Source organism: Pseudoflavonifractor sp. MCC625, from assembly GCF_018784545.1.
GTDB lineage: Bacteria > Bacillota > Clostridia > Oscillospirales > Oscillospiraceae > Pseudoflavonifractor_A > Pseudoflavonifractor_A gallinarum.
The window spans coordinates 14472-40741 of record NZ_WQOJ01000034.1 but is presented as its reverse complement, the minus strand read 5'-3'; the positions used below and the strand labels follow the sequence as shown (position 1 = coordinate 40741).

Annotated in this window: 26 protein-coding genes; 13 read left to right on the top strand and 13 right to left on the bottom strand. The window is 58.5% G+C overall.

Features of this window, described 5'->3' with window-relative positions; translation table 11 throughout:
- Positions 1-77 precede the first annotated feature (77 nt).
- From GPK94_RS12185 to pyk, 5 genes are all read left to right on the top strand, one after another.
- Positions 78-446, top strand: a complete 369-nt coding sequence (locus tag GPK94_RS12185; protein WP_101691485.1) for a VOC family protein — start codon at positions 78-80, stop codon at positions 444-446.
- Between the two features lie 3 nt (positions 447-449).
- Positions 450-1514, top strand: a complete 1065-nt coding sequence (locus GPK94_RS12180; protein WP_215655938.1) for an acyltransferase family protein — start codon at positions 450-452, stop codon at positions 1512-1514.
- 28 nt (positions 1515-1542) lie between these two features.
- Positions 1543-2970, top strand: a complete 1428-nt coding sequence (locus GPK94_RS12175) for an MBOAT family O-acyltransferase (protein WP_215655937.1) — start codon at positions 1543-1545, stop codon at positions 2968-2970.
- Positions 2971-2982: 12 nt separating this feature from the next.
- Complete coding sequence (locus tag GPK94_RS12170; protein ID WP_215655936.1) at positions 2983-4197, top strand: DHHW family protein; 1215 nt, start codon at positions 2983-2985, stop codon at positions 4195-4197.
- Positions 4198-4377: 180 nt separating this feature from the next.
- Positions 4378-5796, top strand: a complete 1419-nt coding sequence (pyk, locus tag GPK94_RS12165) for a pyruvate kinase (RefSeq protein WP_235964306.1) — start codon at positions 4378-4380, stop codon at positions 5794-5796.
- Positions 5797-5999: 203 nt separating this feature from the next.
- On the opposite strand, the gene GPK94_RS12160 is transcribed toward pyk, so the two are convergent.
- The 9 genes from GPK94_RS12160 to trxB form a co-directional block, all read right to left on the bottom strand.
- Positions 6000-7154, bottom strand: a complete 1155-nt coding sequence (locus tag GPK94_RS12160; RefSeq protein ID WP_186963980.1) for a YibE/F family protein — start codon at positions 7152-7154, stop codon at positions 6000-6002.
- 88 nt (positions 7155-7242) lie between these two features.
- Positions 7243-9102, bottom strand: coding sequence for a metallophosphoesterase family protein (locus GPK94_RS12155; RefSeq protein ID WP_215655935.1), 1860 nt, complete (start codon positions 9100-9102; stop codon positions 7243-7245).
- A gap of 371 nt (positions 9103-9473) precedes the next feature.
- Positions 9474-10004 (bottom strand): hypothetical protein, encoded by a 531-nt coding sequence (locus GPK94_RS12150; protein ID WP_215655934.1) that lies wholly within the window; start codon positions 10002-10004, stop codon positions 9474-9476.
- Between the two features lie 354 nt (positions 10005-10358).
- Entirely contained in the window at positions 10359-10694 is a 336-nt protein-coding gene (locus GPK94_RS12145) for a helix-turn-helix transcriptional regulator (protein ID WP_215655933.1), read from the bottom strand.
- A 212-nt stretch (positions 10695-10906) separates the two neighbouring features.
- Positions 10907-12064, bottom strand: coding sequence for a glycine/sarcosine/betaine reductase complex component C subunit alpha (grdD, locus tag GPK94_RS12140; RefSeq protein ID WP_101691492.1), 1158 nt, complete (start codon positions 12062-12064; stop codon positions 10907-10909).
- 13 nt (positions 12065-12077) lie between these two features.
- Positions 12078-13616 (bottom strand): glycine/sarcosine/betaine reductase complex component C subunit beta, encoded by a 1539-nt coding sequence (grdC, locus tag GPK94_RS12135; protein ID WP_195279473.1) that lies wholly within the window; start codon positions 13614-13616, stop codon positions 12078-12080.
- A gap of 167 nt (positions 13617-13783) precedes the next feature.
- Positions 13784-14254 (bottom strand): glycine/sarcosine/betaine reductase complex selenoprotein A, encoded by a 471-nt coding sequence (gene grdA / locus GPK94_RS12130; protein WP_101691494.1) that lies wholly within the window; start codon positions 14252-14254, stop codon positions 13784-13786.
- Positions 14255-14317: 63 nt separating this feature from the next.
- Positions 14318-14635: a thioredoxin domain-containing protein gene (locus tag GPK94_RS12125; RefSeq protein WP_101691495.1), complete on the bottom strand. Its 318-nt coding sequence runs from the start codon at positions 14633-14635 to the stop codon at positions 14318-14320.
- Between the two features lie 50 nt (positions 14636-14685).
- Positions 14686-15621 carry a thioredoxin-disulfide reductase gene (gene trxB, locus GPK94_RS12120; protein ID WP_215655932.1) on the bottom strand — a complete coding sequence of 312 codons (936 nt, stop codon included), beginning with the start codon at positions 15619-15621 and terminating at the stop codon, positions 14686-14688.
- A 411-nt stretch (positions 15622-16032) separates the two neighbouring features.
- On the opposite strand from trxB, the gene GPK94_RS12115 reads away from it, so the two are divergent.
- A complete protein-coding gene (locus GPK94_RS12115) occupies positions 16033-16686 on the top strand; it encodes a TetR/AcrR family transcriptional regulator (RefSeq protein ID WP_101691497.1) in 654 nt (217 codons plus the stop codon).
- Between the two features lie 72 nt (positions 16687-16758).
- On the opposite strand, the gene lepB is transcribed toward GPK94_RS12115, so the two are convergent.
- The 4 genes from lepB to GPK94_RS12095 are packed head-to-tail and all read right to left on the bottom strand — an operon-like array spanning position 16759 to position 21467.
- Positions 16759-17367, bottom strand: coding sequence for a signal peptidase I (gene lepB / locus GPK94_RS12110; RefSeq protein ID WP_252192625.1), 609 nt, complete (start codon positions 17365-17367; stop codon positions 16759-16761).
- On the bottom strand, positions 17364-19625 hold the full coding sequence (locus GPK94_RS12105; RefSeq protein ID WP_215655931.1) for an AAA family ATPase: 2262 nt from the start codon (positions 19623-19625) through the stop codon (positions 17364-17366). Before GPK94_RS12105 ends, lepB begins: the two co-directional genes overlap by 4 nt.
- Positions 19622-20716, bottom strand: coding sequence for a DNA repair exonuclease (locus GPK94_RS12100; protein ID WP_215655930.1), 1095 nt, complete (start codon positions 20714-20716; stop codon positions 19622-19624). Before GPK94_RS12100 ends, GPK94_RS12105 begins: the two co-directional genes overlap by 4 nt.
- 1 nt (position 20717) lies before the next feature.
- Positions 20718-21467 (bottom strand): ATP-binding protein, encoded by a 750-nt coding sequence (locus GPK94_RS12095; protein ID WP_215655929.1) that lies wholly within the window; start codon positions 21465-21467, stop codon positions 20718-20720.
- A gap of 270 nt (positions 21468-21737) precedes the next feature.
- On the opposite strand from GPK94_RS12095, the gene rplM reads away from it, so the two are divergent.
- From rplM to GPK94_RS12065, 7 genes are all read left to right on the top strand, one after another.
- The gene (rplM, locus tag GPK94_RS12090) at positions 21738-22169 is read left to right on the top strand and encodes a 50S ribosomal protein L13 (RefSeq protein ID WP_101691502.1); all 432 of its coding nucleotides are present in this window, start codon (positions 21738-21740) and stop codon (positions 22167-22169) included.
- A gap of 17 nt (positions 22170-22186) precedes the next feature.
- Positions 22187-22591 carry a 30S ribosomal protein S9 gene (rpsI, locus tag GPK94_RS12085; RefSeq protein WP_101691503.1) on the top strand — a complete coding sequence of 135 codons (405 nt, stop codon included), beginning with the start codon at positions 22187-22189 and terminating at the stop codon, positions 22589-22591.
- Between the two features lie 468 nt (positions 22592-23059).
- Complete coding sequence (locus GPK94_RS12080; RefSeq protein WP_097770162.1) at positions 23060-23881, top strand: ParA family protein; 822 nt, start codon at positions 23060-23062, stop codon at positions 23879-23881.
- Positions 23838-24767 (top strand): ParB/RepB/Spo0J family partition protein, encoded by a 930-nt coding sequence (locus tag GPK94_RS12075; RefSeq protein WP_097770161.1) that lies wholly within the window; start codon positions 23838-23840, stop codon positions 24765-24767. The genes GPK94_RS12080 and GPK94_RS12075 overlap by 44 nt, the downstream gene beginning before the upstream one ends.
- Before the next feature lie 12 nt (positions 24768-24779).
- Positions 24780-25058: a DUF5720 family protein gene (locus GPK94_RS12070; protein WP_215655928.1), complete on the top strand. Its 279-nt coding sequence runs from the start codon at positions 24780-24782 to the stop codon at positions 25056-25058.
- A gap of 32 nt (positions 25059-25090) precedes the next feature.
- Positions 25091-25276, top strand: a complete 186-nt coding sequence (locus GPK94_RS16140) for a hypothetical protein (RefSeq protein ID WP_055224629.1) — start codon at positions 25091-25093, stop codon at positions 25274-25276.
- A gap of 69 nt (positions 25277-25345) precedes the next feature.
- Entirely contained in the window at positions 25346-26224 is an 879-nt protein-coding gene (locus tag GPK94_RS12065) for a DUF6017 domain-containing protein (protein WP_064786260.1), read from the top strand.
- Positions 26225-26270 lie beyond the last annotated feature (46 nt).

Here is a 26270-nt window from a genome sequence, read left to right as displayed (position 1 = left end):
GTCCCATATGATATGATAAACTGCCCGTTTTCCCCATCGGGAGCGGGCAGTTTCACTTTTGCAAAGAGGTGTTTCCCATGCTTCAGTTCAACCACTTCAACTTCAATGTGCTCGATCTGGGCCGCTCTCTGGACTTCTATGAGAAGGCGCTGGATCTCCGTCCCGTCCGTACCAAAGAGGGGCCCGACGGTTCCTTCCGTCTGCTCTTTCTGGGCGACGGCTCCTCTTCCTTCACCCTGGAGCTGACCGAGGTCAAGGGCCGGACCGAGCCCTACGACCTGGGCGAGTGTGAGTTCCATCTGGCCTTTACCACCGACGATTTCGACGGCATGTACCAGCGCCATCGGGATATGGGCTGCATCTGCTTTGAAAACCGCGATATGGGGGTATATTTCATCGAGGACCCGGATGGGTACTGGATCGAGATCGTCCCCCAGCGGAGCTGAGCCATGGCCCGGGGCGAGGGCGGTCGGCTGGTCTACGCCGACCTGCTGCGTGTGGCCGCCACCCTGGCGGTGGTGATCCTCCATCTCTCCGGCGGGTGGATCTCCGAGGTGCCGGTGGCCTCCGGCGCCTGGCGGGTCTTTAACGTCTACGACGGCCTGACCCGCTGGTGTGTCCCGGTTTTTGTCATGCTCTCCGGAATGTTTTTGCTGGACCCCAAGAAGTCTCTCTCCTACCGCTCCCTCTTCTTCCGGCAGATCCTGCGCATCGTGGTGGCACTGGTGGTGTGGAGCGTGGTATATGGGCTCTTTGCCCTGTTCCTGAACGGGACGCCTCTCACCCTCTCCGCGCTCATGCAAATCCTGCGGGAGCTGGTATGGGGCAAGCTGCACTATCATCTCTGGTTCCTCCCCATGATCGTGGGGCTCTACCTGGTCACCCCCTTCCTGCGCGCCTTCGTGCGGGGGGCCTCCCGCTCGGACTTCCACTTCTTCTTCCTGCTGGTCTTTGTCTTTGCCATGCTCCTGCCCACCCTGCTGCGCATCCGTCCCAGCGCGACCCTCTCCACCTGGATGGACAAGCTGCAGCTGGAATTGGTACTGGGCTACACGGGCTACTATGTGCTGGGCTACTATCTGAAAACCTACACCCTGGGCCGTATTACGGAACTGCTGCTCTATCTGTTGGGGCTGCTGGGCGGCGCGGCCACCGTATGGGGCACCGAGTGGCTCTCCCTCCGGAGTGGAAGTTCGGATTTTACCCTGTACAGCTATTTCTCTCCCACGGTGTGCGCCATGGCCGTGGCGGTCTTTGTGCTCTTCCGCTATCTCCTGGGCATGAGCGACGAGCGCTCCCGCCGCCAGCAGATGGCAGGGCTCTCCGCCATTACCTTTGGCATCTACCTGTGCCACGATCTGTTTATCATGCTGCTGCGCCACTTCGGCATCTCCACCCTCTCCTTTGCTCCGGTGGCCGCCGTGCCCGCGCTGTCCCTGCTGGTGTTCCTCTGTGCCGCTGTGTTGGCCTGGCTCCTGTCCAAGATCCCGGCAGTGGGGCGGTTCATCACCTGAGATTTTCGCTGAAAAGGAGTCCTGAAGCGTGCTGTTTTCCAGTTCCATCTTCCTCTTCCTCTTCCTGCCTCTGATGCTGCTGGGCTACTACGGTCCCTGCCGCCTGCTGGGCCGGTGGAGCCGCCCTGCCCAGAATCTGCTGCTGCTGGTGGGCTCCCTTCTCTTCTACGCCTGGGGTGAGCCCTGGTTCGTCCTGGTGATGATGGCCTCCATCCTGGTCAACTACGCCTTCGGCCTGTGGGTCCACGCCCAAAAGAGCCGTGGAAAGTCCACCCGTGTACCGGTGGTCCTCTCGGTGGCCTCCAACCTGGGGCTGATGTTTGTTTTCAAATACCTCACCTTTGTGCTGGGCGAGCTGGGACGGCTGGGTCTCTCCCTCACCGTCCCGGTGATCGAGCTCCCCCTCGGCATCTCCTTTTTCACCTTCCAGGCCATGAGCTATGTGCTGGATGTGAACCGGGATCGGGGCCAGGTCCAGCGCAATCCGCTGAAAGTGGCCCTGTACATCTCCTTCTTCCCCCAGCTCATCGCCGGTCCCATCGTCAAGTACGAGACGGTGGCGGAGGAGATCGACGGCCGCCGGGAGACCTGGGAGGACTGCTCCGCCGGGGTGTGCCGCTTCCTGGTGGGCCTGGGCAAGAAGGTCATCCTGGCAAACCAATTGGCGGTGGTAGCCGACTTTGCCTACGGCCTCTCCCCCCACGCCCTCTCCACCGGGATGGCCTGGCTGGGCTCCCTCTGCTACACCCTCCAAATCTACTACGATTTCTCGGGCTACTCTGATATGGCCATTGGCATGGGGCGTATGTTCGGCTTCCATTTCCTCGAAAACTTCAACTACCCCTACATCTCCCGCTCGGTCACCGAGTTCTGGCATCGGTGGCACATCTCCCTGTCCACCTGGTTCCGGGATTATGTCTACTTCCCTCTGGGCGGAAGCCGGGTGGACCGGCGTTGGAAGCACATCCGCAATCTCTTTGTGGTGTGGCTCCTCACCGGGATCTGGCACGGGGCCGCGTGGACCTTCCTGCTGTGGGGTCTGTACTATTTTGCCCTCCAATTTCTGGAGAAGTTCTGCGGCCTGGGCCGCGGCTGGCCCAAGTGGACCCAGTGGCTCTTTACTTTCTTCCTGGTCAATCTGGGTTGGGTCTTTTTCCGGGCAGAACAGCTGAGCGTGGCCCTGCCCTATCTCCACGCCATGTTTACGCCCGCGGCCGGTATGTGGGACGGCTACGCCTCCCTCTTCCTCACGGACAACCTCCCCATTCTTCTGGCGGCCGTCCTGGGCTGTGCCCCGGTGCTCCCCTGGCTGGGGGCGCGGACCGCCCACTGGAAGGGCCGCGCCGCACTGGCACGGGATCTGTGCTGCTCTGCGGCCCTGCTTCTGCTGCTGGTGATCTCGGCCAGCTTCATTGTCAAGGGAACCTATAATCCCTTTATCTATTCCAACTTCTAAGGAGGACGCGCTATGAAACACCGGAAAGAGACCATCACTGCCGTCCTCTTCTTCCTCCTGCTGGCCACGGGACTGTGCTACATTGCCTTTCTCTTTCTCTCTGGCCAGAGCACCCTGCGCGAGGAATTGGGCAAGCTCCGCCGGGACCCGGGCTATGTGCTGGACTTTGTGGAACAGGCCGAGTCCGCCCTCAACGAGGACCTGGACCAAAGCCACGGCTTTATCCAGCTCTACGGCGGCTTTCAGCGTCTGTCCGGACGGCGGATGCTGGAGGATGTGAACCAGGCGGCCCGGGTGGTCCGGCTCTCCAACGGAACGCTGAATTTCTCCTATCCGGATGCTCAGCCGCTGGATGTCTCTCCCCAAATCCAGGCTGTCAATGACCTCCACGATGCCCTGGCACAGTGGGACATCCCTCTGCTCTATGTGGCCGCCCCTCAGAAGATCCAGGACGGACAGGAGGAGGCGCTCCTGCCCCCCGGTATCTACGATTACGCCAACGACAACGCCGACCGCCTGCTCGCCGGTCTCCAGGCACATGGCACGGATACCTGGGACCTGCGCCCGCTCTTTGCACAGCAGGAGGACTATGCCTCCCTCTTCTTCCGCACCGATCACCACTGGAAGCCCGAGGGCGCCTTCCTGGCCTGGCAGGAGCTGACCGGCGTTCTCGCTCAGGATTACGGCATCCATACCCCGAGCGAGTACACCGACCCCGCCAATTATGAAACTAAGGTCTATGAGGATTACTTTTTAGGCAGCCAGGGAAAGCGAACCGGCACACTTTACGCGGGCACCGACGATATTACGGAATATATCCCGCGCTTTGAGACAAACTTTACCTATGCCTCTCCCTCCTTCGCCCAGGAACGGACGGGCACTTTCTCCCAGTCCCTCCTGTTCCCCGAGCGCGTGGCGGAGCGGGACTGGTTCGGCGGCAATCCCTACACCCTCTACTCCGGCGGGGATTACGGTATCGCCACTATGACCAACCACCTCAACCCGGACGGAAAAAAGATCGTTTTGCTGCGGGAGTCCTTCTCCTGCGCCCTGGCCCCCTTCCTGGCCCTCTCCTGTTCGGAGCTGACCACCATTGATCTGCGCTATTTTGACGGGGATCTGCTGGATACGCTGCGTGAAATCGACCCAGATCTGGTCCTGACCCTCTACTGCGTGAGCTCTATCAGCAACCAAGATCTCTTCACATTTCAGCAAGGAGAAACTTAAGGAACATTTTCCCTCTCTTTTGTCACGCCGTGGGGAGTATTCTGCGTCCGCCCCCCGTTTCTTGTGATTTTTGACGCTTCTCACGCGCGCGTATTCTAAGGTATAATCAAGATAAGTAAGAATGGATAGACTGTTTTTTTGGAATTGAACTGCCATTTACATGGTTTGGAGGTAACTGCTTTGAGAAAGACCAAAGTGATCTGCACCCTCGGCCCCGCCGTTTCCAACGCGGAGATGATCCGCAAGCTGATCGAGACCGGCATGAATGCCGCCCGGTTCAACTTCTCACACGGCACCCACGAGAGCCACCTGGCCCAGCTGAATATGCTCAAGCATGTCCGGGACGAGATGTGCGTCCCCGTGGCCACCATTCTGGACACCAAGGGCCCCGAGATCCGCATCAAGAGCTTTGAGCAGTATCCCGTGCAGCTGGAGCGCGGCCAGACCTTTACCCTTACCACCGACGAGATCGTGGGCAATGCCGAGCGTGTCTCCGTCACCTACACCAACCTGCACAACGAAGTGGGCCCCGGCTGCCGCATTCTGGTGGACGACGGCCTCATCGAGCTGCTGGTAGAGAAGGTGGAGGGCCACGACATCGTCTGCACCGTGGAAAACGGCGGCCCGCTGTCCAACAACAAGAGCATCAACATCCCCAATGTGAGCATCCTGCTCCCCTCTCTCACCGAGAAGGACAAGTCCGACCTGAAGTTCGCCGCTGAGAACGACTTTGACTTTGTGGCCGCCTCCTTTGTGCGGAAGGCCAGCGACGTGGAGGACATCCGTGCCTGCCTGAAGGAGTACGGCGGCGAGCACGTGCGCATCATTTCCAAGATCGAGAACCGGGAGGGCGTAGACAACCTGGAGGAGATCATTGCGGCCTCCGACGGCATCATGGTGGCCCGCGGCGACCTGGGCGTGGAGATTCCCGCCCACGAGGTGCCCATCCTCCAGAAGAAGATGATCAAGGCCACCATCCGTCAGGGCAAGCCCGTCATCACTGCCACCCAGATGCTGGATTCCATGATCCGCAATCCCCGTCCCACCCGTGCCGAGGTCTCCGACGTGGCCAACGCCGTGTTTGACGGCACCTCCTGCGTGATGCTCTCCGGTGAGACCGCCTCCGGTAAATACCCCGTGGAAGCCCTCCAGACCATGATCGATACCGTCACCGCTGCCGAGGGCTCCATCAACTACTGGAACCGCTTCCGTCAGCGCCACGTGCTCACCGGCATTCAGGGCATCAACGACGCCATCACCCACTCCTGCTGCCTGACCGCCATGGATCTGGATGCCACTGCCATCCTGACCCCCACCCAGTCCGGCCATACCGCCCGGGTGATCTCCCGCTACCGTCCGGCCTGCCCCATCCTGGCCATGTGCCCCAATGAGCGCACCCGCCGCCAGCTGGCCATCTCCTGGGGCGTGCACTCCTACCTGACCGGCGACGTGGATTCCACCGACCGCCTCTTCTCCATGGCCGTGGAAGTGGCCGTGAAGGAGGACGCCGTGCAGAAGGGCGACACCGTGGTCATCACCGCCGGCGTGCCCATCGGCAAGAGCGGCTCCACCAACCTGATCAAGGCTCAGACCGTCTAAACATCCATCACCTCTGCCGGTTCGGCAGAGGTTGGATCAGGCCCGTATTATAACCTGAATATAAATAAAATCCCTTAAGGGGACCCAGGCGATTGCATTCTTTCCCGGGTCCTTCTTAAGGGATTTTTTTAATGTTACCGCCTTTTCTACTGCCAAAATATATCCCCCACCCAACATGGGAGGGGGATATAACCAGATCTGCTTTACGGCTGCTCCGTTCCGCTCTTTTCTTCTTTCCAGGTATAGAGGAGCACTGCCAGGCACACCGTCACTGGTACGCTCAGTACGATGCCAAAGCTGCCAGAAAGGCCCTGCATGATAGCGATTCCAATGTTGTTGGAATTTATGATTTGCTGATAGGGCAGATCATAGGCATAGTCCAGCAGCAGCATCGATACGCTGCCGCCCGCAAAGGCCAAAATCAACGTGTTGGAGTCCGTGCCCATCATATCCCGCCCCACATGCATCCCAGCCTTAAAAAGTGCCCGTTTGGACAGGGACGGATTTTGTTGATGGATCTCGGAAATTGCACTGGCAATAGACATAGCCACATCCATTACCGCCCCCAAACTGGAAATGAGAAGCCCCGAGAAGAGAAGCCCTCCCACTTGAATGCCGTTCACATTCCAGAGGGTAAGGAGACTCTCAATGTCGGACACGTTCCAGCCGCTGATGCCGCTGGCCCAGCTGAAGCATGTGGCCGCCACCCCTGCGATGACCACCCCGGCTACCGTACCACCGGTGGCGACCAGTGTTTTTTTGGTGGGTCCTCCGATCAGATACATGGTCACCACAGTGGTCACCACGCACAGCCCCACCGACACCCAGAAGGGGGAATATCCTCTGTATACCAGGGGCAAGTAGAAAAAGAGGATACACAAAAAGGTGAAAATCAGCCCCAGAGCGCCCTTAAGGCCCTGTTTCCCGCCAACCAGCACCAGCACCACCAGATAGAGGGCGGCAAAGAGGTACAGGACCCCCTCGCGATCCTGGCTGTACACGCTGGTAATGGTGGACTCCCCTGCCACACTCTGCAGGACCACCACTTTCATACCTACGGTGCAGCCCGCGCCGAAGAGATAGCCGGAAGAACTGGTTGTCTCCAGCTCCTGTCCAGCCCGGACGCCGGTCGTCATGCGCACCATCACACGCTGTTCGCCCACCCGGCTGCCGTCAGGCATGAGATTATCCTGGAGAATCTGGGTGACCACACCCTTCTCAAAGGTCTGGCCCTCCCGGGAGACCAGCGGCACTTTGTCTACCCGGTTGATCGATACAACAAAAGCCACAAAGACTGCCAAAAGGAGAAGTGGCACGCCCCAGCGGAGCAGGAAGTGGGAAAAGGTTCTCTGTTTCATGGCAAAACTCCGTTCTTGTAGCACAGCGGCCTCCGCGCACCAGGCGCGGAGGCCGCTGTCTGTCGGTTGGTTCAGGGCTTGGCGTTTTTTACAGGTTTACACCCAGAGTCGCCAGGAAGGACGCAGACACGTAGTAGTTGCCCTCGGCCAGCACGGCGTTGGTGGAGACGGCCTTGCCGTCCACCGTAATATTCAGCGCAGAAGCAGCGCCGGAAGCGGGGGTCCCGGTGGGCACAGCGCCGGTGTAGGCCTTACCGGTATTGACGACCACGCCGTTGTCCCACTGTACATCAAACTGGTTGTCGGTGCCGGAAACGGAGGCAGCCACGTCGCGCAGGCGGTAGTAGGTCTCTCCCTCCACATCCAGAGTGGCGGCGGATACACCGTCCGCAGTCTTGCGGATGGTGAAGGTATCGTCGATCTTCTCCGTCTTGCCGTCGTCGGTGATCTGGTAAGTATCGATGGTGAAGGTGTCCTCACTCAGGGAAATGACGGAATAGCTGGGCAGCCAGTTCTGGCTGCGCTCGGCCACATAGTCCTGCTGGGAGGCAATGAGCTCATAGAACTTCGAGCCAGAGGCCGAGTTCGCGGTCATGTAGAGAATTCCCTTGGGGTTCGTCACGGTGTTGCCGCTGGTGCTCTCAATGGTATAGCAGCCGTTGTCGGCCTGGAAGGCATCGTGAGCGGCGGTACCGGTGGTGTCACCCTCCTCGGGGTACAGGGGGATCTTCTCGTCAGTCTGGGTGTTGTAGGCGTTGTCCCAATCGTAGTCGGTGCCCTCGTCGTTCAGACGGAACTCGTAAGTGCCGTGGGTCTGACCGTCACCGTAGAGCATCTTGGTACGGCTGTAGGTATGGTCATGGCCCTGGAGCACCACGTCGATGTCGTACTCATCGAAGATGGGGGTCAGCTGGGTGCGCAGGATCATGCCATCCGTGTCGGAGTGATCCAGGCCGGAGCCATAGATGTCCTGGTGGATGGTCACGATGCGCCACTTGGCATCAGGGTTAGAGGCGATCGCCTCCTGGATGGCCTTCTCGTGCTCGGCCACGTTGTAGTTATTGGTGTTGAGGACGATGAACAGACCCGCACCATAAGAATAGTAGTAGTCGCCGCCGGCCTGCGTCTTACCATACTCCGTGGTGTTGGGGTTATTGAAATGGTACATATAGTCGGCGTTCAGGGAATCATGGTTGCCGATGGTGGTCGCCACAGGCAGGCTGGCCAGAGCGCTGGCGCTCAGGTAGCCAGCATATTCCTCCTCCTTGGCCTTACCGGTCTTGTTGACCTGGTCGCCGGCGGAGATGATGAAGTTGAGGTCAGGGTTCTGGGCAGTGGCAATATCCAGGGTACGGTCCCAGGCAAAGCTGTCATTGCGGGCCGCCAAATTACCCGCACCGGAGTCGGCAGTGAGCGTCACATCTCCCTGGGTCTGACCCTTGGAGGCGCCCACCTGGGGATCGCCCACATAGAGAATCTTCAAGGTGGAGAAGTCCTGGGTCTGATAGGTAACCACGTCGGACTGGACGCCATTGCGCTCCACGGTGTAGTAATAGGTGCTGTTGGCCTGAAGCCCGGTGACGGTGACATGGTTGTACTGGTAGGCCACGCCGTCGGTGAGCGCGGTGTCCACCGCATCCGCCGTACCGGTAAAGGTCTTCAGATTCTCCTTGTCGGTGCCAAAGTGGACCACGGGAGTGGCGGCTTTGCCGTCCTCCACCTTGCTGTACCAGGCGAAGTTCAGCTCGGTCTCATCGGCGCCGGGGGTCAGAGAGACCTTGGTGTAATCGGTGGCGACGGCGTCCCACTGGGCGACCCATGCGTTCCAGGCCTCGCTGCCGCCGGTCACGCTGGAGTCATTGTAGGGAGAGGCCAGGGCCAGAGGGGCCGCCCCCATCAGAAGAGAGCCGGTCAGGACGCCGGCCAGGACCTTTTTGCTCATGTTCATGTCCAGATTACTTCCTTCTTTTCTCAAATATACAGCTTATTTTGCAACTGCAATTGGCAGTATAGCACCCCATTTTCACCTTTTCAAGAATAGTTTCAGAATCTTTTCACGTATTTTACACAGTTTTTTCATTTCTTAGAAACAAAAACCGACCACTAAGCATTTACACCTAGTGGTCGGTTGGAATCCCTCAATGTATGGATAAACTATGCAATTAAATTCAGGACATACGCACGATGGGGCCGGTGCAGCCCAATGCCGTCCTCCGCGTAGATTTCTCTTTCCACAGAGCCTTTACGGCATCCTACAGGTCTATGATCTGCATACCACTTTATATTCTCTAAATTTTATTTCCATATGTGTGTACTGTGTCAGGCATAACCGATCGTACCATTCGTCGCAATTTTATAGTGGTATGTAGCCAATAGCGCGTCTTCATAATAGATTCGTATCATGGCCGTATTTTCATGGAGGTTTACAGTGGCATCAAAACTGTTCTCCTGACTTCCGGAGAACGTCACCGATACATCGGTCATCTCAGAGGTACCTCCGACTTGGGAGAATACTCCGTATGTCGTTACATAAGCTGTGCTGATCTGATTGCCATTTCCATCAGAGTATCGGTAGTTAAATATTTTTTGGGAGGTTTGGTATGGATCACCGTGAGTCGTGGTCCTTTCCCCAGCTCTCGTCTCAGTTTCCATCATAATACAACTAATGTTATCCCGCAGCAGCTCAACGTTGAGCAGATAGATATCATCCCCGATCTGGAGCGTTTCAATGACGGGAGGAATTTCCTCGATCGCCTCCCTCGGGGTGTTTGCGGCAAACGCAGGAGCGGATATAGAGGCCGCGATGGCCGCCGCACTGAGGACCGCGAGGATCTTTTTTGTGTGTTTCATATCATGTGCTCCTTTCTCATCTGTCGTTTTAATCATTTACAAATCCTGACGCCTTGATAAAATACGAACTTTCCCCCGAAACCAGCGGGGAATTGGAGGTGGCCAGTCACAGAATAGGGAGACCCATTGCTTCCCCTATATCTCATATCACACTGAAAAGGAACCCCAGATAGCCTGTCAACAGGCACGTCCCTATCTCGTGTGGCCATGATATCTTTTTTCCATACGACATATGAAATCACCAACTAAAAGAAAATTTCATTATATCGTTTGTCTCTGGTAATTTCTCCTGCTCCATGTCATCGATCTCTATAAAATCCTTTGTCTCCTCCTTTGAAAAAATAATCGCCCCGATCATGATACCCACTCCAATTCCGATGGCCAGCACCAGGGCCAGGATCGCCGCAATTCGCTTCTTCTCTGCCGGCTTACCCTGTGACCCATGCTCTTTGTGATCCGATTCTGCTGGTTCTCCCGCCAGGCATGAATGTCCTGGCTGTCGTCCAGCAGGACATCCACCGGGATATCGTACAGCTCGCTCAGATATTTCAGGTTATCCGTTGTGGGGACCGCCGTCCCCACCTCCCACCGGGAGATGGCCTGGCGGGATACCTTCAATGCCTCCGCCGCAGTCAGCTGAGAGATCCCCTTTTCCCGGCGCAGCCATGCCAGCTTCTCATATAATTGCATCTTTCTCCCCCATTCTATTTTCTCTCACTGTACACTCAATGGAAACCGCAACCCCGTTGCACCGGCGCAATCTGTGGTTGCACCTTCGGTTTTTTCACCTTTTTGTGTCTTTCGCTTTATTCTAGAGGCATTTCCATACTCTGTCAACGACAAAAGGCCCCCCTCCCGGGATCGGGAGGGGGGCCCCATGTTTACAGGGTATCGATATCCGATTAGGACACGAAGCCAGCGGCCTTGAGGATCTCCACCGCGCGGTCCTTGTTGGCCTCGGACACGCGGACGATGGGACCAGTGCAGCCCATGCCGTCCTCGGCGTAGATCTTCTCCTTCCACAGAGCCTTCACAGCATCCTCCAGGTCCATGACCTCGATGCCGGGGATCTGGGCGGTGACGATCTCCTTGGGAGGAGCCACAACGTCCTCCGCGGGAGCGGCGGACTTGTTGGCAGCGGCCTTGCGCTCAGCCAGGAGCTTCTCCAGGCCGGCCTTCTCGGCGGCGGCGAACTCGGCGGCAGCCACCTCGAACACCTTGCCCCGCACCAGCTGGGCGGCGTAGTTGATGGCGCCGGCAATCACGGGAGCGCCGGAGGCACGGGAGATGATCATGACCAGACGGTCATAGCCCTTGCCGATGCCGGGGCCGTAGCCGTAGCCCACGGCCTCGTAGCTGCCGCCGGTGCAGGCGGAGGAGAGCATCTTGGAGAGGATGTTGCCGGTGAGGGAGTCGGTGACCATCACGTCAGCGGAACCCATGAGCACGTCGTTGCCGCGCATCACGCAGCCGCCGTCGGCACGGGCAGACTCGGCAAAGGTGATGGGGTAGCCGTTTTCCTTCAGGGTCTTGAGGGCACCCTCGGTCTGACGGGCGCCGTCCACGTTCAGGATACCCACGGTGGGGTCAGCCACGCCGCAGGCCTTGGCAGCGATGATGCCGTAGATGGCATTCTTGATCATGCCCTCGATCCGGTCGGTGGAGGAGGTGCCGGTGGTGTTGGCGATGAACATCTCATGGCCCTTGCCGGGGGTGACGGCCCGGCCCACGGTGGACACACCGATGGGGAAGGGATAGTGCATGGTCACCGCGCCGTCCACGGCGCCGGTCTCCAGCAGCTCTTCCATCTTCTTGTGGGCCTCGTCCTCGTCGGCCACGGGAACGGTGGTGACCTCAGGATGGGTGATGGTTCCGATGAAATACACATCGGCGCCGGCGCGGGCGGCCTTGACGGCGCCCTCCATCACGGTCTCTTCGCCGTGCTCACTGCCCATGGCGGTGACGGCGATCTTGGGCTTAGCGCCGAACGTGCCGGTCTCCAGGCCCTCGGCGATGGCCAGGAAGGTGTCGGCAATCAGCTTTTTCGTCTTGTCAGCCATTGCGTCTCCCTCCTTACTCGTCGTCCACAGCCAGAGTGGCGGCGAACTGACGGAAGGACTCGGCGATGAGCTTCTTCACCTTCTCGGTGGATACGCCGCCCTCTTCCACTTCACCGCTGTTCTTGCGGATGACGAAGGACACACCGTCGAAGAGGTTGGTCATGCGGCCCAGGAACAGGGAGCCCTTGCCGATGATCATGGCGGTGTTCAGCTCGCCGGCGAGCATCTCGTCGCGGGCGGGGCCGATGAAGGGCACGCCGGAGGGGATGTGGCCCTGGGTGGGAGCCCAGCCCACCAGACCGTGCTTGGTCAGGAACTCGGGCATGGCCTTCTTGTCCAGGTCGCCGTTCTTGACCGCCAGAGCGGCGATCATCTTGTAGTTGGCCAGAGGCACATCACCGGCGCCAGCGGGCTTGGTGATGTCGGGGTTCTGCATCTCGGGGGAGTACTTGTCGATGTCGGTGATCTTCAGACCGGCGCGGGCCAGAGGATCGGCCACCAGAGAGCCGATGACGGCCTGAGGAGCGGAACCGGTGCCCACGGTGTGGCGGCCCAGGATGGACAGGTCGATCTCGGGGTTCACGCCGTCGTTCTGGGAGATGACCACGGCGAAGCCGCCCAGCATGTCCTCCAGGATGGGCAGGCCCTTCTTGACGTGGTCCTTACCGTTCATGCCCAGCTTAGCGGTGCAGCCGCCAGCGGTGACGATAACGGTCTTGTAGGTGCCGGCCTTGACCAGAGAGGCGGCCTCCACAATGGCGTGAGCAGGACCGGCGCAGAAGCCGCGGGTATCGGAACCGGTGGCGTTGGGCAGGCCGGCGATCTCAGCAGCCGCCTTGGCAAAGTTGCCGCCGCCGCGCTGGTTCATGTCGCCGCAGGCCTCCTCACAGCAGTCGATGACGTACTCGACCTCGGACTTGTCGATGCCGGCGTTCTTCACGGCATGCAGCAGAGCCAGCACGCTGGAGGCCTTGGACACCAGGTTCTCGTGCATGACATGGGCGGACAGGTTCACGTCGATGTCGTGGGCGCGCTTAACACAGCCCACCAGCTTGTTGTTGTGGTACAGGCCCTCAGCGTGCTCCTCGTTCACCAGGTGCTCGATCTCGCTGATCTCCACGCCCTCGTTCAGGCGGCCCACCATCTCCTCGTCAAAGAGAGGATGCTCGGCGATGGCAGCCTTGTGCTCGGCCACAAAAGCCTTCTCCAGCTTGACCACGTCAAAGCAGTCACAGATCTGCATCAGCAGCAGGAACTCGGCCTGGGGCATGATCTCGCCGTACTTGCCGTGGCGATCGGTAACGGGGCACTTCATGTCCACCCAGGAGGTGCCCTGCTCAGCCAGCTGAGCGGGGGTCACATTGCCGATATAGGTCTGGTTGGGCCAGTAGGCCAGCACATCCTGGAAGCTGCGCAGGTGGCTGGGCAGCTCCTTGAGGTACTCGCTCTCAGGATTGACCACGCGCTCGGTGGTCTGGGTGGTGCCGTTGTGGATCACCATGTCGGGAGTATGAACCAGGATATAGCCGGTTCCCTTGACAACACTGTTCATGTGAATAACCGCCTTTCCATCTATGGCTGTAATAATGCGCATCGTTTCGCGCGGGGATACGTCGTTTGCGTTTCGGGACGAGAGATACCCGGAAACTGCCGGAATAACGACAAAAGTGGTGACAGGGCGCGCCGCGTCCTACCACCACTTTTGTGTTCACAGCGCAATTAGTACTTGCAGTACTGATCACGGATGGACTTCATCTCATTGATGATCTCATCCACGTCCAGAACCATTTCCATCATGCTGACCTGCTCATCGTATACGGCGGGATCAACTTCATCTTTGATCTCGGGCTCGCACACATGATAAACCTTGAGTCCCAACGAGACTCCAGTCAACGGACCGGCGAAAGTGGGGTCGCCTGCGGTGACGGTCTCAGCCGCCAGACCGGAGGCCTCCGCCTCGGAAGCGCCCAGAATAACGATAACGTTCTCGGGGCCGAATTCCTCGGAGAAGTCCTTAACCCGCTTCTGATTCTCCAGATCCATTGCACCAGCGCTGGTTCACACAAAGCACTCGGTGGAGCTGAACACGACCTCAGCACCGGCGGTCTTCACGCACTCGGCGATGGCAGGACCGGGGATACCGTCGCGGTCACCAATGATGATGGCCTTCTTGCCTTCCAGCATTCCCATGGTGTTTCTCTCCTTCCTTTGTAGATTTATAGCAAGGGCGGATGCCCATACTACACAAGAAAATTAGATGTTGGCCTCGACCATGGCCTTGACAGCCTCGGGAGTAGCCTCTTCCTTCACGCAGGAAGCGATCTGAGCACCGTTCTCGTAGATGGCGATCACGGGCAGACCCAGCACCTTCTGGGCAATGGCCAGACGGCGGGCCTTGGTGGTGTTCAGGGCGCAGAACTTGATCTTGTCGCCATACTGCTCGGCCAGCTCATGCACGTGGGGCATCAGAGCCTGGCAGGGCACGCAGCCGTCGCCGTAAAAGTCAACGAGGACCTTGCCCTCGGCCTTCAGCACTTCTTCCTCGAAGGTTTCCTTAGTCAGTTCCAGCATGGTAATATACCCCTTTCATTGTTCGGTGCGGCGGCTGCCGCGCCGTTCATTTACTCGTTGATGAACTTCTCAGCCTGCATGGCGGCGATAGCGCCGTCCGCGGCGGCGGTGACCACCTGGCGCAGGCTCTTGACGCGGATGTCGCCGGCGGCAAAGACGCCGGGGATGTTGGTGTGCATGTTGTCGTCGGTCTTGATGTAGCCGTTCTCCATCTCCAGGATGCCGTCAAACAGCTTGGAGTTGGGGTTGTAGCCGATGAAGCCAAACAGGCCAAACAGACCGTCCTCGGGATCGGCCTCCACCTTCGTAAGCTCGCCGGTCTTGACGTTCTTCACGACCATCTCGCTCAGCAGCTCGTCGCCGCCCACGGACTGCACCACGCTGTCCCACATGAAGTGGAGCTTCTCGTTCTTGAACGCCTTCTCCTGGATGCTCTTGGCGGCGCGCAGCTCGTCGCGGCGGTGGATGATGGTGACCTTGCGGGCAAACTTGGTCAGGTACATGGCCTCTTCCACGGCGGAGTCGCCGCCGCCCACCACATAGACCTCAAAATCCTCGAAGAAATTGGCGTCACAGGTGGCGCAGAAGGAAATGCCCTTACCGATAAACTTGGCCTCGTTCTCACAGCCGATGGGCTTGGGGAACGCGCCGGTGGCCACGATAACAGTCTTGGCACGGTACTCATTCTTGGCGCTCTTGAGGACCTTCACATCGCCCTCCAGCTCCACGCTGAGAATGGTATCGTTGGCGCGCTCAGCACCAAACTTCTTGGCCTGCTCGGTCATACGGGCGATCAGGCTGGGGCCGCTCTCACCCTCGACCATCTGGCCGGGATAGTTCTCAATCTCATCGGTGATGGCGATCTGACCGCCATCCTTGCCCTTCTCAATAATGAGAGTGCTCAGGCGGTTGCGGCCAGAATACAGGCCGGCAGCCAGGCCGGCGGGGCCGGCACCCAGAACGATCACGTCATAAATCTTATCCATGGTATGATGCCTCCTACAAACTTCCATTTTGGATCCTGCGGGACATAAACGTGTGTGGACGGCGCACAAGAAGGCATCACTCTACTTAAGTAAAATGCCTAAAAATGTTTCTTTCCCCATCACGCATTTTATTGAAACGATCAATTCTTTCAGCGTGATTTTATAATGCTTTTTCAAGAAAGTCAAGAGCTATTTTTTTGCCCCCAATGGCAAAAACCCCTTTTAAATCGCGGTTATTAAAAAAATAAATGAATAATCATCTTGATTATATTTGATTGGCGCGGTATAATGAATTGGAAAGTGCTCCGCTCTCCGGAATCATACTTATAAGTTCATTTTCTATCCCATCGAGGCAGAACGATACCATGCGCAATTTTGTGCGCCACTGGTGGACTTTAAGGAGGCATTATCATGGCAAGACCCCCTTACCGGGCCGAACAGCGCAACCAAATTTTCGCCTGTTTTATCAATGCGGCCAGCGAGTTAATGGAAAATGAGGGTATGGAATCCCTCACCCTGCGCCGGGTAGCCAAGCGGGCGGGCTACAACAGCGCCACGCTCTACAACTACTTCAAGGACCTGGACCATCTGACGGTCTACGCCTCAATGAAATATTTTGAGGATTACAACCGGAACCTGGCCCGCTATCTGGCCGACGAGCAGGATGCCTTCCAGCGTTTTCTGTTCATGTGGCGCTTCTTCTGCGCCTCGGCATTCCGCCATCCCCACGCCTATTATAACCTCTTTTATGGAAAGTACAGCGGAGAGCTCACCGAAATCATCCACGCCTACTACGAGGTCTTCCCGGAGGAGTTGGGCGAACTGGATGACAGCGTGCTGGAGATGCTCACCTGCGGCTCTCTGGTAGAGCGTAACTGGCAGATGCTCCAGCCCGTTCTGGAGGGGGCCTCCCTCTCGCTGGAGGAGCGGGAGTCCATGAATGAGATCATTCTCTACTGCTTCAAGGAGCTGCTCACCCAGAAGATCCAGATGGGTGACGCCCTGGATAACCAGACCCTGATCGAGCGGCAGCTCAGCTACATCCATGTGATCCTCCGCCGCTGATGCCGCTGATTCTGTCCGTATGCGCCAAGATGCGCCCGCCGGCCAAGGCCGACGGGCGCATCTTTTTGATTTCTATTCCAATAGACCAAAGTCGGACAGGGGCAGCACCACCGCGATGACCTGCCCCAGAACATACCGCTCATCTACCACACCCAGCAGCTCATTGCGGCTGTCATCGGAGTGATTGCGGTTGTCCCCCATCACAAAAATACTCCCCTCGGGGACCGTGACCTCTGTGATGGTGCGCAGGGATCCCTCGGGTGGGCGCTCCATCGCCTCATTGAGATAGGGCTCCTCCAGGATCTCCCCGTCCACCGTGACCGTACCGGCATCGTAGTCGATGGCTACATGCTGTCCGCCCACCGCAATGACTCGTTTGACAATGGGACCGTTGACCTTCCCAAAGGGCTTTGTCAGCACCACCACATCGTGCTGCCGGGGCTGATAGCCGATACTCTGGAGCAGGACCATATCTCCGTCCCGGAGGGTGGGCTCCATGGAGCTGCCGTCCACGCCCACGACCCGGCCCACAAAGGTAAAGACCAGAATCAGGGCAATGAGCGCCATGACCAGCGCCTGGAGCCAGAAATACAGGTCCAGCCGAAGTGCCTGACCATTGGTCAGCCCCTCCTCCTGGCCAGCCTGGTTCATCATGGCCTCCCCTCCTTCTGCGCCGTTCATACCAAATTACTCCCTTCGCCCCGCGAAGACAAGGGAATATGCTGGACGTCGTAGGCATCGGAGAGATAATTTCCCTCCCGGCTGTGGCAGGTAAAGAGAAGGATCTGCCGCTCTCTGCCCAGAGAACGGAGCACATCCAGAGCCAGCTTCATCCGGCCGTCATCAAAGTTGGCCAGCGCGTCGTCCAGTACCAGGGGCGCGGCATTGGCATCGGGCAGTGCCAGCTCACACACCGCCAGGCGTACCGCCAGGTAAAGCTGATCGGCCGTTCCCCGGGAGAGGGAGAGCACCCGCCGGGGCAGCATCCCATCCCGCTCCTCCGCCATGGCCTCAAATTCCCGGGTGAGGGTCACCCGGTCATAGCGGCCGCCGGTCAGGCGTTCCATCAGCTCCCCGGCGCGCTCGTTGAGGGCGGGGGCAAAGCGCGCCTGCATGGAGCGGTTGGCCTCCTCCAGTCCCTCCAGGGCCAGAGTGATGGCCTCATACTCCTGCCGGCGCAGGGCCAGCTTCTCCTGGGCCCGCTCCAGATCCGCCTGGGTCTGGGCAGGATCGCCCAGGGTCTTGAGCTCTCCCTGGGCCATAGCCAGCACGCTGTTGAGCCGCCCGATCTCGCCCTCCACCGCGCTCAACCGCACGGCGGTATAGGTGCCGTCATATCGGGGCTCCACATCGGGGACCGCTTCCGGGACCTCCTGGGGAGCGGGCAGGCGCTGGACCAATTTTTCCGCACCTTCCCGCCGGATGGCCGCCTGTTCCAGCTTCTCCTGGAGGAAGAGGGCCTTGGAGATGGCCGCCGAGAGGGTAAAGGCATCCTTCGCCCCAGGCGCAAATCCCTGCACCAGCGGCAGGACCTGGGCCCGCAGGCGCTCCCGCTCATTTTTCAGATCAATGAGCGTCTGCTCGGCATTCTGCCGCTCCCGCTCCGCCTCATGGGCGCTCTCCCACCCGGCCCGGTATTTCCGCGCCAGGGCCAGGATTTCCTCCGAATCCTCCACGCCGTACCAGGTGAGGATCTCTTCCCGCTCCTCCTGAATAGTGGCAGCCTGCCGCTTGAGCCGGACATTCTGGACCAGCAGAATAATCCCCCCCACGAGCAGCAGCGCCGTGCCCAGGAAAGCAAAGGGGGTCAGCAATACCCCTGCGGCAGCCGTTGCAAGGGCTCCGGCCAGCAGCAGAAGTCCCGCCGCCAGGGTTCCCCCGGAGGTCGGCTCCTCCAGATCCACCTCGTCGGCGTCCAGATTGGCCTTGTCCCATGCCTCCTCGGGCGACATCCCCGCAAAGAGGGGGTCGGAGGCCTCCTGCCGGGCCCGATTGGCGGCCTGGATGGCCGCCTCGTAGTCCCGCTCGGCCTGCTTGAGCCTCTGCTCCACATTGCGCAGCAGGTTGAGCTCCTCCTGGGTCCGGCGCAGGACCTCCCGGTCGGGGGTCATTCCGTCCCTGCGCAATTCCGCGCGGTACTTCTCCTCCTCGGCACGGGCCTGAGAGAGCTCTGACTGGGCCTGCTCCCAGGCAGTACGTTTCTTTTGCTCCGCCGCCGCCTTGTGATAGGCCAGCTCCACCGCCAGGGTGTCCCGCTCCCGCCGGAGACCGTCCAGACTCAGCAGGGCTTCCTCCGCGGTGCGATGGGCCTTGGACTGCCGCCCGGCGGCCTCGTTCAACTCTGTGATGGTCTGCTCCAGCTCGGGGATCCAGCCGGTCTTGTTGTGCTTGCGCCGGTTGAGCCAGTCCTTGAGCTTCCGCTCCACCTGGGCCCCCGACACATCCTCTTCTCCCGAGGAGACCAGCGCAGAGATGCGCTTTTCCAGCGCCGGAGAGCCGTCCACCGCAGTGGCTCCCTGTCCCACAAAGGCCGAGCGCTCAAAGACCTCCCGCGGCGCCCCGATGAGGGTCTCTCCCACATTTTCCGCCGTCAGCTCGGGAATGGGCTCCCCCGTCCGGGTGTCCACCGCCTCAAATTTGCCGAAGGGCACCGTGCGGTTCTGGCTGCGCAGAAGAGTGATGAGACGCCCGTTCCACTCGATCTCCATGCGCCCCTCCATGGCCGAGCCATTCCAGGGCTGATAGCGGTTTTTCTCGGCGATAAAGCCCTGCCGGTCCCGCTCCTTGGTGGGGATACCGTAGAGCATGGCCCGGATAAAGGCCGACCAGGTGGATTTCCCCGCTTCGTTGGGGGCCTGGATCAGGTTGAGCCCCTCTCCCAGCTCCAGGGTCTCGTTCTGAAGCCGCCCAAAGGTGGCTGTCATTCGTTTGATCTTCATTGCGGCTCCTCCCGATTCTCCAGTGCGGCCAGGCCAAAGCGGGCTGCCCGCTCCACAGCGGCCCGGGCCTCCTCGTCATGGGCCTCCTCCAGCCGGCGGCGCATGGCGCGCAGGAAGAGCCCGGTCAGGGTATCCTCCTCTGCCCGGGCCCACAGGTCCTGGCGCATCCGGGTCTTATCCCGGACGGAAACACTGTAATAGTGGGGGCGGGCCAGGGCCTCCAGCTTCTCCAGGTCCAGCCCCTCCATGCCCCGCTCTCCGGTGAGGAGGATGCGGCAGAAGTCCGGGCTCTCCCCCTCCGGAAGGGCCTCCCGCAGGGCCTCCTCCGGCATCCGGGCGGTCACATCCACCTCCCGGATCAAATAGCGCCGGGAACACAGCGGCACAAAATCCATCTGTACATTCCCCTGCTCCACGCTGCCGCAGAGGACACCCTTGTCCCCCAGCTCGTCAAAGCCCCGTCCCTCCGGACAGCCGGGATAGGCCCAGACGGTGGCTCCGGCGCGGCGGGGACCGATCCGGGCATGGATGTGCCCCAGCGCGGCATAGTCCAGCCCGCTCCCGGCCAGATCTTCCTCAGTAATGGGGCCGTAGGTACTGTTGGGCGTGCCGTCGGCATGGAGGACCAGCAGGTGGATCTTCCCGTCCTCCGGCGCATGGAATCCCTCCAGCACCCGGTCGCTCCGGTGCGCCCCGGTAAAGGCCGCACCGTAGACCGTACATCCCAGTTCCGGGAGCTCCACGGTCTCCAGGTGCGGCTCGGTGAAGATATGGACATTCTCTGGCCATTCCAGCGCCGCGTAGGGGGAGCGGGCCGACCAGAAATCGTGGTTGCCGGGGGCAATGAATACCTGTCCCCGGATGGAGCCCAGGGCCTTCTCCAGGGCCTCCAGGGTCTCCCCGTAGATCTCCGCCCCGTCAAAGAGATCCCCCGACAGGAGGACCAGATCGGCCCCCTCCCGGTTGGCCAGATCGGCCAGGCGGAAGAGCAGCTCCCGCTGCTCCGCCCGGCGGCCCGCCGCCTTCTCCGGCGGCAGCGCGTGGAAAGGGGCGTCCAGGTGGAAATCCGCCCCGTGGATCACTTTCAGCATGTCAGTCCTCGTCCTCCTCCAGCGGCGGCATTCTCCGGTGCTCCACCGGGCCCCACTCGGGCAGGGGCAGCCGCTGCATAGCCCCGAATACCCGGCTCTTCAGATTGGGATAGCGCTCCCCCAGCTCCTTCACCAGTTCCTTGACCTCCTGCCGCTTGGTGAATCCGTTGGCGGGACAGGGATTGTGCACCACCGGGAGCCCCTCCCGCTGGGCCACATGGCGGATATGCCCCTCCCCGCAGTAGAGCAGGGGGCGGATCTGGGAGATCTCCGTCCGGTCCAGCCAGGTCACCGGCTGGAAGCAGGACAGCCGCCCCTCATAGAACAGAGAGAGGAAGAAGGTCTCCACCGCATCGTCGAAGTGGTGTCCCAGCGCGATCTTATGGATGTCCCGCTCCAGCAGGGCGGTGTGAAGGGCCCCCCGGCGCATCTTGGCGCACATGGAGCAGGGATTTTTTTCTTTCCGCACATCAAAGATGACATGGGCGATCTCCGTCGGAATGCAGGTATAGGGCACATCGATCCGCTTGCAGTATTCCGCCACCGGCGCAAAGTCCATGCCAGTCCCCATGTCCAGCGTAATGGCCTCCACGGTAAAGGGCTTGGGGTAGAATTCCCGCAGCCGGGCCAGGGCGGCCAGGAGCACCAGGGAGTCCTTTCCCCCCGACACACCCACCGCGACCTTGTCCCCCGGCTGTATCATGTCATAATCCTCCACACAGCGGCGGACATAGGATAGGATTTTGTTCATAATGTCCCTCCCGGATGAAAATGCAGAACTTTTCGCGCGCATTAAAAGAAAAATCGAAAGTGAGCAATCAAGAGATTTCGAGAGCTTTCAAGAGAAAAAAAGAGCTTTTTACTTTTTAAATAAAAACTACCAAAAAACGCCTTGACACCGGCCAAACACTGTAATATAATGCAATACGCTCCGTTCGTAGGTTCTATTCTACACGCGGGGCATGTGTTCTGTAAAGCCAAATTTCATCATAGAACTTGAAAGCAAATTGGAGGTTTCACCATGTCCACTTTTATGGCCAACAAGGGAAACATCGTCCGCAAGTGGTATATCCTCGACGCGGCCGGTAAGCCCCTGGGTAAGACCGCTGCCGCCGCTGCCACCCTGCTGCGCGGCAAGCACAAGCCCGAGTACACCCCCCACGCCGACTGCGGTGATTTCGTGGTCATCATCAACGCCGAGAAGGCCATCCTGACCGGCAAGAAGCTGGAGCAGAAGTACTACCGCACTCACTCCGGTTATCCCGGCGGCCTCAAGGAGACCAAGTACCGCCTGCTGATGCAGGACAAGCCTGAGCTGGCCATGAAGCTGGCCATCCGCGGCATGATGCCCCGCAACATCGTGACCAAGGACAGCCTGACCCGCCTGCACATCTACCGCGGCGCGGAGCACCAGCAGACCGCTCAGAAGCCCGAGCCCTGGGCTTTCAACTAAGCAGGAGGTAAACGAGAATGTATAAGAGCAAGAAGCCTTACCTGTACGGCACCGGCCGCCGTAAGTCCTCCGTGGCCCGTGTGCACCTGTTCCCCAACGGCACCGGCTCCATCACCATCAACGGCCGTGACATCGACGAGTACTTCGGCCTGGAGACCCTGAAGCTCCTGGTCCGTCAGCCTCTGGCTACCACCGACACCCTGGGCAAGGTGGACATCGTTGCTACCGTCACCGGCGGCGGCGTGACCGGCCAGGCCGGCGCCATCCGTCACGGCGTCTCCCGCGCTCTGCTGGAGATGAACCCCGAGTTCCGCGCTGCTCTGAAGAGCGCCGGTTTCCTCACCCGCGATCCTCGCATGAAGGAGCGCAAGAAGTACGGTCTCAAAGCAGCTCGTCGCGCTCCGCAGTTCAGCAAGCGATAATCGACTGCTCAGACTATATCAAAATGGTTCAAAAAGCCCGGAAAATCAAGGTTTTCCGGGCTTTTGCTATATCTAAACGGGCTGATATGGTTTGACCTCATTTGACCAAACGAGAGCCGTTTTCACCCAATTTTTAGTGGTCCGCAAGTGGTTAACTGGCCAAAAAGAGGGCGAAAAGAGGGGTAAGTGGTTCCCAAAGTGGTTAACCGAGAGCCGATTTTGGGGGTGCTTTTCAGCCCTCCTTCCCCTCGTTTTTTGGCTGTGGCAGTTTGGCATAGTTTGAGCTAATTTGAATAATTGAATATGAATTTGATGTAGCACACAGATCATAAATGACTGGGTGCTTTTTTCATTTCAGGAACTCGTATTCCGGCGATAGAAAGAGCCGTCACTTCACTTTTTATTTTGGAGTGGCGGCTTTTTCTATTTCCAGAAGCAACAGCAACAATTAGAAATGAGGTGAAGTTAATGAACACGCAAATCATTGCCATTGCCAACCAGAAAGGCGGCGTTGGCAAGACAACGACCTGTGCCAACTTGGGAATCGGGCTGGCGCAGGCCGGAAAGAAAGTCCTGCTGATCGACGGGGACCCGCAAGGGAGCCTGACAATCAGCCTGGGCCATCCCCAGCCGGACAAGCTGCCCTTTACGTTGTCAGACGCTATGGGGCGTATCCTGATGGATGAGCCGCTTCGTCCCGGCGAGGGTATCCTGCACCACCCAGAGGGTGTAGACCTGATGCCTGCGGACATCCAGTTATCCGGTATGGAGGTATCCCTGGTAAACGCCATGAGCCGTGAGACTATCTTGCGGCAATATCTGGACACGCTGAAGGGGCAATACTCCCATATCCTCATCGACTGCCAGCCCTCCCTGGGCATGCTCACAGTCAATGCGCTGGCCGCTGCGAACAGGATCATCATTCCCGTTCAGGCGGAGTATCTGCCCGCCAAAGGGCTGGAACAGCTGCTCTCCACGGTAAACAAGGTAAAGCGGCAGATCAACCCCAAGCTCCAGATAGACGGTATCCTGCTGACGATGGTGGACAGCCGAACCAACTTTGCCAAAGAGATCTCCGCGCTCCTGCGGGAGACCTATGGCAGCAAGATCAAAGTATTCGGCACAGAGATTCCGCACTCTGTCCGGGCAAAGGAAATCAGTGCAGAGGGAAAAAGTATTTTCGCCCACGACCCTGGCGGCAAAGTGGCAGAGGGGTATCGAAATCTGACGAAGGAGGTGTTGAAACTTGAAAAGCAGCGCGAAAAAAATAGAGCTGGCCTCGGTAGATGATCTGTTCTCCACCGAAGAAGGCCGTCAGGATGCAAAGCTGGAAAAGATTCAGGAGATTCCGCTGTCTGAGCTGCATCCCTTTAGGAACCACCCATTCAAAGTCAAGGATGACGAAGCCATGATGGAGACCGCTGACAGTATCAAGCAGTATGGCGTTCTGGTTCCGGCGATTGCTCGACCGGACCCAGAGGGCGGTTATGAGCTGGTAGCCGGACACAGGCGGCACAGAGCCAGTGAGCTGGCAGGCAAGGAGACCATGCCGGTCATTGTTCGGGATTTGGATGATGATGCCGCCACGATCATTATGGTTGACAGCAACTTGCAGCGAGAAAGCTTGCTCCCAAGTGAAAGAGCCTTTGCCTACAAGATGAAGCTGGATGCCATGAAAAGACAGGCTGGCAGACCGAGTAAAGAAAATGTGTCCCAAGTTGGGACACAAAAGCGATCAGACCAGTTGCTTGCTGAACAGGTGGGGCAAAGTCGAAATCAAATTCAGCGCTATATCCGTCTGACAGAGTTAATTCCTGAATTGATGGATATGGTGGATGAAAAGAAGATTGCCCTGAACCCTGCCTATGAGCTGTCCTTTCTCAAAAAGGAAGAACAGGTAGACCTGCTGGACGCGATGGACAGCGAACAGGCTACCCCTTCTCTTTCTCAAGCCCAGCGGCTCAAGAAATACAGTCAGGAGGGGCATCTGACCCTCGATATGATGCGTGTCATCATGGGTGAGGAAAAGAAAAGCGATCTGGACCGAGTGACATTTACCTCTGACACCTTGCGGAAGTATTTCCCTAAAAGCTATACGCCCCAGCGGATGCAGGAAACTATTATCAAGCTGCTGGAACAGTGGCAGAAAAAACGCCAGAGAGATCAGGAACGATGAAAGGAGCCGCCTATGAGGGATATTTCAGCCCGCGAGCTGAAAGGACACAAGATTCTTGCCGTGGAGCGTTTTCAGGATAACACCCGCTGGATGATTGAGTTTTCCGTCCTGCGTCCCAGCACAGCTTACGGTAGCCCCGGAGAGGAAATACGACTGTTTTTGACTGAGGACGGGTATCAGGCCGCCCTGCAAAGCCAGCAGCGTCGGGAGATCAAGATCAAGCGTTACGCTCGTGTGATTGAGGGACATATCCTCGATTTCAAACCGGGAAAACACCGCCGCCACTCATAAACAAATCATTACTGCGAAAGGAAAGGATTGAAATGTGTACTGTAAAGGAAATCCGGGAAGCAATCCGGGAGGATTGCCATTCCCAGCATGGTATGGAATTTATAGAGATTGACCGTGTTCTGCAAACTCTGCCATTCTCTCAGGGAAATGACCTGTTGGACAGACCGCCCATTCCCAAGCGCCCCTACCGGCGCAGAAAAAGTGAACAAAACAGCTAACTGCCACAATTCTTTTTACAGGATTGTGGCTTTTTTCATACCCTGAGAAATTTGGAAGGAGTGAGGTCAATGGCCGTATTTCGCATTGAACGAACCAGAGATTATACCGTGATGAGCAATCACCATTTACGCAACGGGAAACTGTCCCTGAAAGCCAAGGGGCTGCTTTCCATGATGCTGTCCTTACCGGAGGACTGGAACTATACCACCAGAGGGCTTGCCGCCATCTGCAAAGAGGGCGTGGACGCTATCGGCGGCGCGCTGCGGGAGCTGGAAACTGCCGGGTACATTGTCCGCCATCAGCTGCGAGACCGGCAGGGTCGGATCAGCGATACCGAGTATGTTATCTACGAGCAACCACAGCCGAAGAACCCGGATACGCCCCAGCCGGATACGGCTTCACCAGATACGGAAAACCCGGATATGGTAAAACCGGATACGGAAAAGCCCACAGAATTAAATATAGAGAAATCAAATACAGAAAAAACAATTACTTATGGATCAAGTACCGATTCTATTCCCTTCCGGGAGCCAGCGGCAGCACAGCTGCCGGAACGGAAAGGAAGGGATGCGATGTCTGTCTCAGAGATGGAAAGTTATCGGGATTTGATTCTGGAGAACATCGAGTATGACCACCTGTGCCGGGAGTTTACCACCTACCGGGAGGACCTGGACGAGATTGTGGAGCTGATGGTGGAGACCGTCTGCGCCAAGCGGAAAACCACCCGGATCGCTGGCAGCGACTTCCCCCATGAGGTGGTCCGCTCCCGTTTTTTGAAGCTGGATTGCTCCCACATCGAGTTTGTCATGGAATGCCTGCGGAACAATACCACCGAAATCCGCAACATGAAGCAGTATCTGCTTGCGGTGCTGTTTAATGCGCCGACCACGATCAGCAACCACTACACCGCACAAGTCAACCACGATATGTACGCAGGCGGCTGGTAAACAGCCGCTTTTCTGCTACCCGAAAACACCGGGAGAAAGGATTTTG